Source organism: Klebsiella sp. KE9456, from assembly GCF_043832615.1.
In the GTDB taxonomy this organism is placed as follows: Bacteria; Pseudomonadota; Gammaproteobacteria; order Enterobacterales; family Enterobacteriaceae; genus Klebsiella; species Klebsiella indica.
On record NZ_JBDYQK010000013.1, the window covers coordinates 94,661 to 107,026 of the forward strand.

General features: G+C 55.9%; 13 protein-coding genes. 6 read left to right on the top strand and 7 right to left on the bottom strand.

What is annotated here, in order from left to right; all coding sequences use genetic code 11:
• Window positions 1-33 precede the first annotated feature (33 nt).
• Entirely contained in the window at window positions 34-1,083 is a 1,050-nt protein-coding gene (locus ABK821_RS14955) for an AI-2E family transporter (RefSeq protein ID WP_138359374.1), read from the bottom strand.
• A 135-nt stretch (window positions 1,084-1,218) separates the two neighbouring features.
• On the opposite strand from ABK821_RS14955, the gene ABK821_RS14960 reads away from it, so the two are divergent.
• On the top strand, window positions 1,219-2,439 hold the full coding sequence (locus ABK821_RS14960) for an MFS transporter (protein WP_138359372.1): 1,221 nt from the start codon (window positions 1,219-1,221) through the stop codon (window positions 2,437-2,439).
• Here ABK821_RS14960 and ABK821_RS14965 read toward each other — a convergent pair whose 3' ends face one another.
• Complete coding sequence (locus ABK821_RS14965) at window positions 2,440-2,997, bottom strand: DcrB family lipoprotein (RefSeq protein ID WP_138359370.1); 558 nt, start codon at window positions 2,995-2,997, stop codon at window positions 2,440-2,442.
• 73 nt (window positions 2,998-3,070) lie between these two features.
• The gene (locus ABK821_RS14970; protein WP_343178071.1) at window positions 3,071-3,736 is read right to left on the bottom strand and encodes a 7-cyano-7-deazaguanine/7-aminomethyl-7-deazaguanine transporter; all 666 of its coding nucleotides are present in this window, start codon (window positions 3,734-3,736) and stop codon (window positions 3,071-3,073) included.
• A gap of 291 nt (window positions 3,737-4,027) precedes the next feature.
• On the opposite strand from ABK821_RS14970, the gene tusA reads away from it, so the two are divergent.
• Entirely contained in the window at window positions 4,028-4,273 is a 246-nt protein-coding gene (tusA, locus tag ABK821_RS14975) for a sulfurtransferase TusA (RefSeq protein WP_004106582.1), read from the top strand.
• 73 nt (window positions 4,274-4,346) lie between these two features.
• Here the strand turns inward: tusA and zntA are convergent, their stop codons facing one another.
• A complete protein-coding gene (gene zntA / locus ABK821_RS14980; protein ID WP_343178070.1) occupies window positions 4,347-6,575 on the bottom strand; it encodes a Zn(II)/Cd(II)/Pb(II) translocating P-type ATPase ZntA in 2,229 nt (742 codons plus the stop codon).
• Between the two features lie 78 nt (window positions 6,576-6,653).
• On the bottom strand, window positions 6,654-7,280 hold the full coding sequence (locus ABK821_RS14985) for a lysoplasmalogenase (protein WP_138359364.1): 627 nt from the start codon (window positions 7,278-7,280) through the stop codon (window positions 6,654-6,656).
• A 150-nt stretch (window positions 7,281-7,430) separates the two neighbouring features.
• On the opposite strand from ABK821_RS14985, the gene ABK821_RS14990 reads away from it, so the two are divergent.
• A complete protein-coding gene (locus ABK821_RS14990; RefSeq protein WP_171034818.1) occupies window positions 7,431-7,781 on the top strand; it encodes a DUF2500 domain-containing protein in 351 nt (116 codons plus the stop codon).
• Window positions 7,782-7,796: 15 nt separating this feature from the next.
• Here ABK821_RS14990 and ABK821_RS14995 read toward each other — a convergent pair whose 3' ends face one another.
• Window positions 7,797-8,075: a DUF1145 family protein gene (locus ABK821_RS14995; protein ID WP_138359360.1), complete on the bottom strand. Its 279-nt coding sequence runs from the start codon at window positions 8,073-8,075 to the stop codon at window positions 7,797-7,799.
• The gene (gene rsmD, locus ABK821_RS15000) at window positions 8,065-8,661 is read right to left on the bottom strand and encodes a 16S rRNA (guanine(966)-N(2))-methyltransferase (RefSeq protein WP_138359358.1); all 597 of its coding nucleotides are present in this window, start codon (window positions 8,659-8,661) and stop codon (window positions 8,065-8,067) included. Before rsmD ends, ABK821_RS14995 begins: the two co-directional genes overlap by 11 nt.
• Window positions 8,662-8,853: 192 nt before the next feature.
• On the opposite strand from rsmD, the gene ftsY reads away from it, so the two are divergent.
• The 3 genes from ftsY to ftsX are packed head-to-tail and all read left to right on the top strand — an operon-like array spanning window position 8,854 to window position 12,123.
• Window positions 8,854-10,401, top strand: a complete 1,548-nt coding sequence (gene ftsY / locus ABK821_RS15005) for a signal recognition particle-docking protein FtsY (protein ID WP_343178069.1) — start codon at window positions 8,854-8,856, stop codon at window positions 10,399-10,401.
• A gap of 2 nt (window positions 10,402-10,403) precedes the next feature.
• Window positions 10,404-11,072, top strand: a complete 669-nt coding sequence (gene ftsE / locus ABK821_RS15010) for a cell division ATP-binding protein FtsE (protein ID WP_138359354.1) — start codon at window positions 10,404-10,406, stop codon at window positions 11,070-11,072.
• Complete coding sequence (gene ftsX, locus ABK821_RS15015; protein WP_138359352.1) at window positions 11,065-12,123, top strand: permease-like cell division protein FtsX; 1,059 nt, start codon at window positions 11,065-11,067, stop codon at window positions 12,121-12,123. Before ftsE ends, ftsX begins: the two co-directional genes overlap by 8 nt.
• The last annotated feature ends 243 nt before the right edge of the window (window positions 12,124-12,366 follow it).

Below are 12,366 nucleotides of genomic sequence, written 5' to 3' on the forward strand. Positions count from 1 at the left end.
GATAAAAACTACCGTGGTTGGTAGGTTGTCCTGTTAACCCGGCAATCGACTTTTTGGGCGTCCCGGTCCGAGTAATATTGCCAGCTTACTCCCCCCTTTGGTCGTTTCCATCCAGATTTTACATACGCTGGTCAATGGCACCGAAAGCAGCATACCGACTGGACCAAGCAACCAGCCCCAGATCAGCAAGGACAGAAAAACCACCAGCGTAGACATGCCCAGCCGATGGCCCATCATGCGTGGTTCCAGAATATTACCGATAATCATATGCACCACCAGGAAAAGCGCGCCGACCAACATACATTCATAAAAACCATTAAACAGTAGCGCCTGAATCATCGGGGGAACGGCGGAAATCACTGAACCAATATTGGGTACATAGTTGAGCAGAAAAGCCAGTACGCCCCACATCAGCGCAAACTGTATCCCCATTATTACCAGCCCCAGCCAGACAATGACCCCGGTCCACAGGCTAAGTAATGTTTTTAGCGCCAGATAGTGCGAGACGCCTTTTAAGGCACGGTGGAGACCGGCGATGTGGATCTGGGGGTTACTGAGTGCAAAACGCAGTTTATAAGGGACATGACGGACTTCAAAGAGCATGAAGATAACGGTCATGACCAGCAAAACGACGCTGGCCATAGCGCCTGACAGCCCGCTCATTAGCGTGGTCGTTAACGTCATCAGTTTGTCGGAATCAATGCGTTGTAATATTCGCTCCGGAGATATGTGAATATGCAAAAATGGCAGAATCTCTTGCAGCCGCAGGAGCTTGACCGTCAGTTCCTGATTGTACTTCGGCAACATTGCGACGAATTCGTTAATGGAGGCCGCCAGCACGCCAATTAGCGCAGTAAGAACAATGAGCATCACTGCGACCACAATAGTGATGGCCACCGGACGTCGGATGCCACGGCGAATAAACCAGGTTACCAGCGGGTTGAGGACAATGGCGAAGAAAAGCGCCAGTAATAGTTGTACGATGATATCCGCTGCGGCATGAATACCGGCGAGAATAACGACCAGCGATGCCAGTTTGAGCAGAATATGCATGCCTGTTTTATCGGGCTGAGGGGTTGCCATTCACTGTTCCTTTTTGATGATATTCATTAAGTGTAGTGGCTGACTTGTCGCCGGACACAGCCTAATCTTGCTGCTGATTTTCAGCATGCAACATGGTAGAAACGAAACATTGTTGTAAAAATCTGGTGGAACCCGATGCCTGAAACCGTCGCCGAACCGGCGCTCAATGGATTGCGTCTCAATCTGCGGATTGTCTCTGTTGTGATCTTTAACTTTGCCAGCTACCTGACTATTGGCCTGCCGTTGGCGGTGTTGCCGGGTTATGTTCATGATGTGATGGGCTTTAGCGCATTCTGGGCCGGGCTAGTGATCAGCCTCCAGTATTTCGCGACGCTACTTAGCCGTCCCCATGCCGGGCGCTACGCCGACCTGCTGGGGCCGAAAAGCATCGTCGTCTTTGGTCTGTGCGGCTGTTTTTTGAGTGGTCTGTGCTATCTGTTAGCGGTTTTTAGCCATGGCTGGCCCATCGTTAGCCTGCTGTTGCTCTGTCTTGGACGCGTCATTCTTGGTATCGGGCAGAGCTTTGCGGGGACGGGCTCAACGCTATGGGGGGTTGGGGTTGTTGGCTCGTTGCATATTGGGCGCGTTATCTCCTGGAACGGGATTGTGACCTACGGGGCGATGGCGATGGGCGCGCCGCTCGGCGTGCTCTGTTACACCCTTATTGGGCTGCACGGTCTGGCGTGTACGATTATGGCTGTGGCGTTGGTGGCGGTGCTGTGTGCATTGCCGAGAGCGGCAGTGAAGGCGAGCAAGGGCAAAGCGATGTCGTTTCGCGCGGTACTGGGGCGCGTCTGGCTCTACGGAATGGCGCTGGCCCTGGCGTCGGCCGGTTTTGGCGTTATCGCCACGTTTATTACCCTGTTTTATGATGCAAAAGGCTGGAGTGGCGCGGCCTTTGCCTTGACGCTGTTTAGCTGCGCCTTTGTCGGCACGCGTCTGCTGTTCCCGAACGGGATTAATCGTCTCGGCGGGCTGAATGTGGCGATGATCTGTTTTGTCGTCGAGATTATCGGGCTGCTGTTAGTCGGATTTGCCGGTACGCCGCTGATGGCGAAAATCGGCACACTGTTTGCCGGCGCCGGGTTCTCATTGGTGTTCCCGGCGCTTGGCGTGGTGGCGGTGAAAGCCGTACCGCAGCAGAATCAGGGGTCAGCGCTGGCAACTTATACGGTATTTATGGATCTTTCGCTGGGAATGACCGGTCCGCTTGCCGGGCTGCTGATGGCGTGGACGGGAATTTCATCGATCTATCTCGCGACAGCAGGGCTGGTGGCGGTGGCGCTGCTGCTGGGGTGGTGGTTAAAAAGACGGCCCCCGGTCAGGGAACCGGAGGCTGCGGGGTCAGGCCAGTGATTACTGAATGACGATAGTGTTAATGATATTTTCCGCTGCGGTCTGCGCCTGCTGCTGGTTGTCTGCGGGCAGCGTGACCTGAAGGGTCAGCAGCTTGTTATCCACTTTACCAAGAATGACGGAAGACCAGGCGGTCTGCCCTTTGGCAGATATAATGCTGTCCAGCTGTTGCAGGGTGTGGCCTTTAATCTCAATGGATTTATTGGTTACGACCTGCAACTGCGGGTCGCGGCTGCGCTGCTGCTCTTCCAGACGCTGGGCCATCACGCCCAGGTCTTCAGGGGTGTTGTCGCCGACAATCACAATCACCGCTTTCTGGCCTGTGGCATCCGAATAGACGTGCATATTGTTAGCCTGGGTGCCCAGCTTGCCGCTCTGATCGGTCATACCGGCTGGCAGGGAGAAACTCAGTTTGCCATCCAGTAAGCTAATGGGTTGCCCGCTGGCGTTGCTTTCCGCGGCAGCGCCGGTAGTGGCTGTTTTTGTATCGCTGTTATCACAGGCCGCAAGCCCCATAACCAGCAGGCCAATACCGACATATTTAACCAAATTGCGCATTGACATCTTCCTTTCGATAAACGGCCATTAACGGCTCATTCGCTTATCTTATCACATCGTTCCGCCAGTACTCTTAACCTGGCTGCAATGCGGATAAATCAGATTTATCTGCCAGCTTTTTCAATAACATATTCAACAACATGCCATACATTGGCAAGAAGAATACAATGCTAATCAGTACCTTGAAGCAATAATCGACGATAGCGATTTCTCCCCAGTGCGCCGCCATAAACGGGTCCGGGCTGCGCCAGAAGGCGATAAAGAAAAAGGCCAGGGTGTCGCTGATGTTGCCGAAGAGAGTGGACGCCGTTGGCGCCAGCCACCAGCGACGATTCTGGCGCAGGCGATTAAAGACGTGGACATCGAGGATTTGCCCCAGCGCGTAGGCCATAAAGCTGGCGGCAGCGATACGGGCGACAAACAGGTTGAAGTGGGTTAATGCCGCAAAACCCTGCCACCCGCCCATATAAAACAGTGCCGAGACGACGTAGGAGATCATCAGCGCCGGAATCATTACCGCGAGGATAATCCGTCGCGCCAGCGGCGCGCCGAAAATCCGCACCGTCAGATCGGTGGCGAGAAAAATAAACGGAAAGCTGAACGCACCCCAGGTGGTATGAAAACCAAAAATAGAGATCGGTAGCTGTACCAGATAGTTACTGGAGGTTATTACCAGCAAATGGAAGAGCGAAAGCCAGACCAGCGCTTTTTTACGCTGAAGAGATGTAAACGGATTCATATTGTGACCTTTTTATGCCCGTTATACTTCAGGCTGCAGATGCGTTAGCTTTGTTACTCGGCTCATCCATGAGCCTCGCCCTTACGGGCCGTCGCTTCACTGCGTCGTCGCTTGTCTGCAACTCGAATTATTCAGGGACAGAGAGTTGGGGTGAGGGAACCCAATAAAACGGCTGCATAATACTGCGTTGTGTGCGTAATGCAATGGTTGTTTTTCGCGCAATCGTTAACCTGGCTTGCGAACTGGCGAACCAGGGGTAAACTAGGGCCGTTTTGTTAATGTGAGATAAAAATGAGCGAACTTTTCTCCAGCCCCGACCATACTCTTGATGCGCAGGGGCTTCGTTGCCCGGAGCCGGTGATGATGGTGCGTAAAACCGTGCGCACGATGCCGGTGGGCGAAACGTTGCTGATCGTGGCTGACGATCCGGCGACTACCCGCGATATTCCGGGTTTCTGCCGCTTTATGGAACATGAGCTGCTGGCGCAGGAAACCGAAGCGCTGCCGTACCGCTATCTGATTCGTAAAAGCCACTGAGCCCGTTCAGACTTCTCCGGGGCGGTGCTGCGCGCCTGGCCGCAGCGATGTGCCGCTTGTCGCCCGGTCAGCGTTAGCGCCGCCGGGGGCTTGCCGCTGACTGCTTACGCAGTAGCCGCAGGGCGTTGGCGGTGACCAGCACCGTTGCCCCGGTATCCGCCAGCACCGCCAGCCACAGGCCGGTCAGGCCGAGCAGGGTGGTGACCAGGAAAATCCCCTTCAGACCTAACGCGATGGCGATATTCTGCCGGATATTGGCGTGGGTGGCGCGCGCCAGGGAGATCATCTGCGCCAGCCCGGTCAGACGGTTATGGGTCAGTGCCGCATCGGCGGTCTCCAGAGCAACGTCGCTACCGCTGCCCATAGCAATACCAATGGTCGCGGCTTTCATGGCTGGCGCATCGTTGATACCGTCGCCGACCATCGCCAGCGGGGCTTGTGCGTTAAGCGCCGTCACCGCCTGTACTTTATCCTCAGGCAGCAGACCGGCGCGAAATTCCAGTCCCAGTTCGCTGGCGATAGCTGCCGCCGCGCGCGGGTTATCGCCGGTAAGAATTACGCCCTGAACGCCCAGTTGATGCAGTTCATCTACCGCCTGGCGGGCGTCGTCGCGCAGCGTATCGCGTAGCGCCAGAATTCCCAGCAGCATCTCATCGCGCAGTACCAGCACCACGGTTTGCCCGGCCTTCTCCAGTTGCTGGATACGCTCCTCGTACTGTGGGGCGGTATTTTTGCTGGCGGCGCAAATCAGCACCCGCCGTCCCTCGACTTGCGCCTCAATACCGGAACCGGCCAGCGCGCGCTGGCCGCTGGCCGACGGGAGGGTTAGCTGACGCCGTTCCGCTTCGCGTACGACGGCCTGAGCCAGCGGATGGCTGGCGCCCTGTTCCACGGCGGCCGCCAGCGCCAGTAGATCGTTTTCACCCATATCCGCGACGGTAATCGCGGCGGTTACGCGCGGCTGGCCGATAGTCAGCGTACCGGTTTTATCAAACGCGACCTGTCGTACGCGGCCGAGCTGCTCCAGCGCCGCGCCGCCTTTAATCAGCGCACCGTGGCGTGCCGCTACCGCCAGTCCGGAGGTGATCGCCGCCGGGGTGGAGATCACCAGCGCGCATGGACAGCCAATCAGCAGCAGAGTCAAGCCTTTGTAGATCCACGGCAGCCAAACGCCGGCAAACAGTAGCGGTGGAATAACGGCAACCAACAGGGCGACAACCATAATCACTGGCGTATAGATTCGGCTAAAGCGATCGATAAAACGCTCAATTGGCGCGCGGCGCTCTTCCGCTTCTTCAATCAGCTTAAGGATGCGATCGATGGCGCTGTCGCCCGGTTCGGAAATAACCGCCAACTGTACCAGACGATCGACGCTGGTAGCGCCAGCCGCGACGCGTTCACCGGCGTTACGTTCTACCGGCACGGATTCGCCGGTCAGGGCGCTCTCATCAAAGCTGGCGAAGGGCGACAGCAACTGACCATCGGCAGGCAGACGCCCGCCAGCGGCCACTTCAATCACGTCGCCGGGGCGCAGGTCGTGCTGGGCCACGGTTTCGCGCACGCCGTTGCGAATGCGAATAGCGGTATCGGGTTTCAGCGCCATCAATGCGCTGACCCCCTGACGCGCGCGACTGGCGGCCCAGCCCTCAAGGCGTTCGCCAATTAAGAACAGCAGCAGCACCATCGCCGCTTCGGCGGTCGCCCCGATAAACAGCGCGCCAATGGCGGCGACGCTCATCAGGGTTTCAATCGCGAACCAGCTACCGCTTTTGATCAGGCGTATTGCCTGTCGGGCGACCGGCCACAGGCCAACAAGGGTGGTGGCCACGAATGCCAGCTTGCCGAAGGGATGGTTGAACTGCTCCAGCCCCCAGCTTAACGCCATCATGAGGATCAGCGTGATGAGCGCCAGATTATCCCGTCGTCGGGTGGCCTGGCGCCCTTGCTGAGCGGTGTTTTCATCATGCAGTTCATAACCCGCGGCGCGCACGGCGCTTTCGACCTGTGCACGCACATCGCCATCAGCATTGACCAGCAGTTTTTCGGTGGTAAACAGCACCTGCACCTGGCTGACGCCCGGTACCTGGCGAACGGCGTTTTCTACCTTGCGGGCGCAGGCGGCGCAATCCATCCCTTCGATCAGCCAGCGATAGCGTGCGCCACTCAGGATGTTAGTTTCGATGGCGGTTTCGGCGGAGCACGCGTGGTCAGAGCAGCAGCCTTCTGGGGCCTGTGCCACAGGTGTAAATTTTAATGAGGAGAATTGTGGGACTTTTTTATCCTGCGATTCCGATGCCGACATGAGACCCTCCGGGTAATGATAATTTTCTCATTACCCGGAGGATACACTCTGGAGTCGACTCCAGAGTCAAGCGCTTAATTACAAATAAAGCGCCCGGACGATCAGGAAGTGCCCGGCGAAGTAAAATGCCGAAGAGATAGCGTTGTCAGCGCGGAAGCGACGACGATAATGGCTGATCAACCAGACTGCGTTACCGAGCAGCAGGAATGCTGCGCCAACAAAGCCTGACAGCGCGGTATCCGTCGGCCGGGCAAACCACAGTTCACCGGCCAGCCAGACCATCACCAGCGTCATACCAATAAAGGTAAATACCGGAATCCGCATCTCTTCCAGCCGGGTCCAGATAATCGCCAGCAGCAGAGCGCCGAGGATCAGCAGCACCAGCGGCAGCGGCCAGAAGAAAGACAGCGTTAGCTGGCTGGCAAACCAAATGGTGTAGAGCAGATGCGAGAGAAAGAATGCTCCCACGGCGTACATCACTCGCTGACGAGGCAGCAGGGTCAGCGCATCACCGACCAGTGAGGCGCAAAGTCCCGCCAGCACCAGGTAGCTGATGGCGTTAAACATCGGCGCTTGCCAGGCCAGTAACAGAAGCAGGATCAGCGTGACGGGTTTAAACACCCAGCGACGCCAGGCGGGCCCACGATAAGATGCATCGACGTAAAGCCATGCGGAGAAACAGACAGCAATAAATGACCAAAGCATAGTAAGTCCCTGTATCTGTTACCATTAGGTAAATGATTGTGCTGACGGTACTGCATCTCAGTGTAGTGGTTTGCAGTGGAAGATGACAATGTTAATCAAGCCACTGTACTCTTATTCCTGATAATTCCAGGGGGTAGGTGAATGACTAAAATTCCGCTTTTTTTTATTGTTGCTGTTGCCATCATCGCGATCGCCGCATCGTATCGCTATGTGCAGCAGCGTCGGGAAAAGATGGAGAATGATGCCGCGCCGCTGCTACAAAAACAGGTGGTGGTGAGCAATAAGCGGGAGAAGGTGATTAACGATCGTCGTTCACGCCAGCAGACGGTGACGCCTGCAGGGAGTGAAATGCGTTATGAGGCCAGCTTCAGGCCGCAAAGCGGTGGGCTGGAAATGGCGTTTCGTCTGCAGGCGGCGCAATATCATGCGCTCAACGTTGGCGATAAGGGCGTGCTCAGTTACAAAGGTTCGCGGTTTATCCGTTTTACGCCGGATCCCTGAACCCTTTGCCCGGTCTTATTTTTTCTTCATGGTCGCTTTGAGCTTCTTTTGCCAGGCGACCAGTTCAAATACGCCGAAGATGAAAATCCGAATTTGCTCAAAGCGCCCCAGCGGCGGCATCTCTTTTGTCTGCGTCGCCTTCAGCAGCGTCAACTGCAGGCCGTGCATCAGAATCATAAAGATCAGCGCCACGTTAACGAAGATATTCAGCGGTTTCGGGAACGGTTGAAACAAGTTTAGCAATAAAAACGCCCACACGCACAGCATCAGCAAGCGGCCAAAATTAATCAGCATGGGTTTCTCCTTGTGCCTCACGTTGGTAGAGGCGGTAGGCGACCTGTCCGGCCACTTTTTCACGGTGCAGATGCCAGCCCGCCGGCACTGGCGGTAAACCGTTTTCGACTTCACTCTCAATGTAGATGAGCGCTTCATCGCTAAGCCATGCGTTGTTTTCCAGCAGTTTCAGCGTCTCTTCAAGCAGCCCTTTGCGGAACGGGGGATCGACAAACACGATATGGTGCGGCGTGCCCGCCTGCGCGAGAAACGCCAGGGTGTTGGTATTAACGACCTTGCCGTTGCCAGCCTTTAGCGTCGCCAGATTTTTTTGCAGTTGCTGCGCGACGCCGCGTTCCATTTCCAGTAGCGTGGCGCTGGCCGCATAGCGGGAAAGGGCTTCAAGGCCCAACGCACCGCTGCCAGCGAAACAGTCCAGGCAGTTAGCGTCGACGATTGACGGCGCCAGCCAGTTAAATAGCGTTTCGCGGACCCGGTCAGTGGTCGGGCGCAGACCCGGGCTCTCCGGCACCGGTAATTTACGGCCTCGCCATTGCCCGCCGATAATGCGGATCTGACCGCTGCCTGCGTGGTTTGCTTTCTTCATCTCTTTGCTCAAGTCTCAACTTCCGGCCTGCTATTCTAGCGATCGATGGCAGTTGACGAAACCTTAATCCAGGGGCGGTGATGCGAGTTAAGTTAAGTGGTAGACTATCCGACTAATTTCATCATTTTTCAGCTTCCGCTATCAACAGGCCGAAGCTGTGCCATGAATTAACAGCGAGGAGTGTAGTCGCAAATGGCGAAAGACAAAAAACGTGGCTTCTTTTCCTGGCTGGGCTTTGGTCAAAAAGAACAGGCGCAGGCAACAGAAACAGAACAAAAAGTAGAAGCTCAGCAAGAGGGTGCGGAACCAGAACAGAGACCGGAGAGCCAGGCGCCAGCGCCTGTGGCGGAAACGGTTGAGGCGCAAGCGGCGGAAAAAGAAGACGCCGAGGCCTTTGCTGCCGACGTGGTCGACGTGACCGGGCAGGTTGCGGCAAGCGAACAGCCGCAGGCGGTTGTTGAATCGCCGGACGTTGAGGCGCAAACGGCGGCTGCAGAGATCGTCAGTGAGCCTCTGGTTGAAGAAGTGCTTGCCGAGCCGGTGGTCGCGGAAGCGGTGATTGAACAGGCGCCGGAAGAGGCGGTGACTGAAGCAGAATGTGTTGAAAACGCTGGAGATGCTGTCGTTGCAGAATCAGACGTTGAAGACGCGAAAATAGAAGAACCGGAAACAGAAGAGGCGGTAGAAGAGGTCGCACCGGCAATCACCGACGACGATCTGGACACCCAGGCGCTGGCAGCGGCCGATGCGGCGGAAAACGCCGTTGAATCGGCGGCGGATGAAGAAATCGTCACGCCGGCAGAGCAAGAAAAACCGACCAAAGAAGGTTTCTTCGCCCGCCTTAAACGCAGCCTGGTGAAGACCAAACAGAATCTCGGTTCCGGATTTATCAGTCTGTTCCGCGGCAAGAAAATCGACGATGATCTGTTTGAAGAGCTGGAAGAACAGTTGCTGATTGCCGATGTCGGGGTGGAAACCACCCGTAAGATCATTACAAATCTTACCGAAGGCGCTAGCCGCAAACAGCTACGCGACGCCGAAGCGCTGTACGGCCTGTTAAAAGAAGAGATGAGCGATATTCTCGCCAAAGTGGACGAGCCGTTGAATGTTGAAGGCAAAACGCCGTTTGTAATTTTGATGGTTGGCGTCAATGGCGTCGGTAAAACCACCACCATCGGCAAGCTGGCGCGGCAGTTCGAGCAACAGGGTAAGTCGGTGATGCTGGCGGCGGGGGATACTTTCCGTGCGGCGGCGGTTGAACAGCTCCAGGTTTGGGGGCAACGTAACGCTATTCCGGTCATTGCCCAGCACACGGGCGCGGATTCGGCATCGGTTATTTTTGATGCCATCCAGGCGGCGAAGGCGCGCAATATTGACGTCCTGATTGCGGATACCGCAGGGCGTTTGCAGAATAAATCGCACCTGATGGAAGAACTGAAGAAGATTGTCCGCGTCATGAAAAAACTGGATGTCGATGCGCCGCATGAAGTTATGCTGACTATTGACGCCAGTACCGGGCAGAACGCGATAAGCCAGGCCCGGCTGTTTCATGAGGCGGTTGGACTGAGCGGTATCACTTTGACTAAGCTGGATGGCACCGCCAAAGGCGGAGTTATCTTCTCGGTTGCCGATCAGTTCGGTATTCCGATTCGCTACATTGGCGTTGGCGAGCGTATTGAAGATCTGCGTCCGTTTAATGCGGGCGATTTTATTGAGGCACTTTTTGCCCGAGAGGATTAAAAATGATTCGCTTTGAACAAGTCAGCAAAGCCTATCTCGGTGGGAGACAAGCGTTGCAGGGGGTGACTTTCCACCTGCGCGCGGGCGAGATGGCGTTTCTGACCGGCCATTCCGGCGCGGGGAAAAGTACCCTGCTGAAGCTTATCTGCGGTATTGAACGGCCTAACGCCGGGAAAATTTTATTCGGCGGTCATGATATTACCCGTCTGAAGAGCCGCGAGGTGCCGTTTTTGCGCCGCCAGATCGGTATGATTTTCCAGGACCATCATCTGCTGATGGATCGCACCGTTTACGATAATGTGGCGATCCCGCTGATTATCGCCGGCGCCAGCGGCGATGATATTCGTCGCCGTGTATCGGCGGCGCTGGATAAAGTCGGGCTGCTGGACAAAGCGAGAAATCTGCCGATCCAACTTTCAGGCGGTGAGCAGCAGCGTGTGGGCATTGCCCGCGCGGTGGTCAACAAGCCGGCGGTTCTGCTGGCGGATGAACCGACCGGTAACCTTGACGAAGCGCTGTCAGAAGGCATTTTACGCCTGTTTGAAGAGTTTAACCGCGTTGGCGTGACGGTGTTGATGGCGACCCATGATCTGGGGCTGATCTCCAGTCGTCCGTACCGCGTCCTGTCTCTCAGCGACGGGCATATGCATGGAGGCCACATCGGTGAATAAGCGCGAGGCAATGAATCATATTCGCCGGTTCGGCAATAAGTTTGACCGTTTCCGCAATGCATCAGGCTCGGGCGCGAGCGGCGGGCGCAATGCGCCGAAGCGGTCAAAAGCGGCCCCGCCGCCAGCTTCTCGTAAGAGCAACGTGTTTAATGAACAGGTGCGTTACGCCTGGCACGGCGCGCTGCAGGATCTGAAAAGCACGCCGCTGGCGACGTTTCTGACGGTGATGGTGATCGCTATTTCATTAACCCTGCCGAGCGTGTGCTACATGGTGTACAAAAATGTCAGCGCCGCTGCGTCGCAGTATTATCCCACTCCGCAAATCACCGTTTACCTGGAAAAAACGCTGGATGATGATGCCGCTGCGCGGGTCGTCGGCCAGTTACAGGCGGAACCCGGCGTTGCGAAGGTCAACTATCTGTCGCGGGAAGAGGCCCTTGGCGAATTCCGTAACTGGTCAGGTTTTGGCGGCGCGCTGGATATGCTAGAAGAGAACCCGCTACCGGCGGTGGCGATTGTGGTACCGAAGATTGATTTCCAGAGCGTTGAGGCACTGAAGACGCTGCGTGACCGCGTGAGCCATGTTCAGGGGGTCGACGAAGTGCGCATGGATGATAGCTGGTTTGCGCGTCTCTCGTCGTTAACCGGGCTGGTGGGGCGGGTTTCGGCGATGATCGGTGTGCTGATGGTCGCGGCGGTGTTCCTGGTGATCGGCAACAGCGTGCGTCTGAGCATTTTTGCCCGTCGCGACACGATTAATGTGCAAAAACTGATTGGCGCGACCGATGGCTTTATTTTGCGTCCGTTCCTGTATGGCGGGGCGCTGTTGGGGTTCTCCGGGGCGTTTCTCTCGCTGATCCTGTCTGAAATTATGGTTATGCGCCTGTCATCAGCGGTCGCCGAGGTGGCGCAAGTGTTCGGAACGAAGTTTGAACTCAGTGGCTTAGGCCTGGACGAATGTCTGCTGATGCTGCTTATATGCTCAATGATTGGCTGGATCGCTGCCTGGCTGGCAACCGTCCAACATTTACGCCACTTTACTCCCGAGTAGTAAAAATCTGGTATAATCTTTCCCTGCACTGAATATCTCTCTGCAGGGAAAGCGCCCTGATGGCCGTTGCCCTTGACTTCATCTCCATGTCACATTTTGTGCGTAATCTATTCACATCATTGCATGGAACTTGTGGATAAAATCACTGTCTGATATTAATGTGGGTGATATTCTCGTTGCGCATCAATGCTGGCATATTTGTTGCTCTGTTGTGAGGACAGAATGGTGCCAGAAGATATCGAT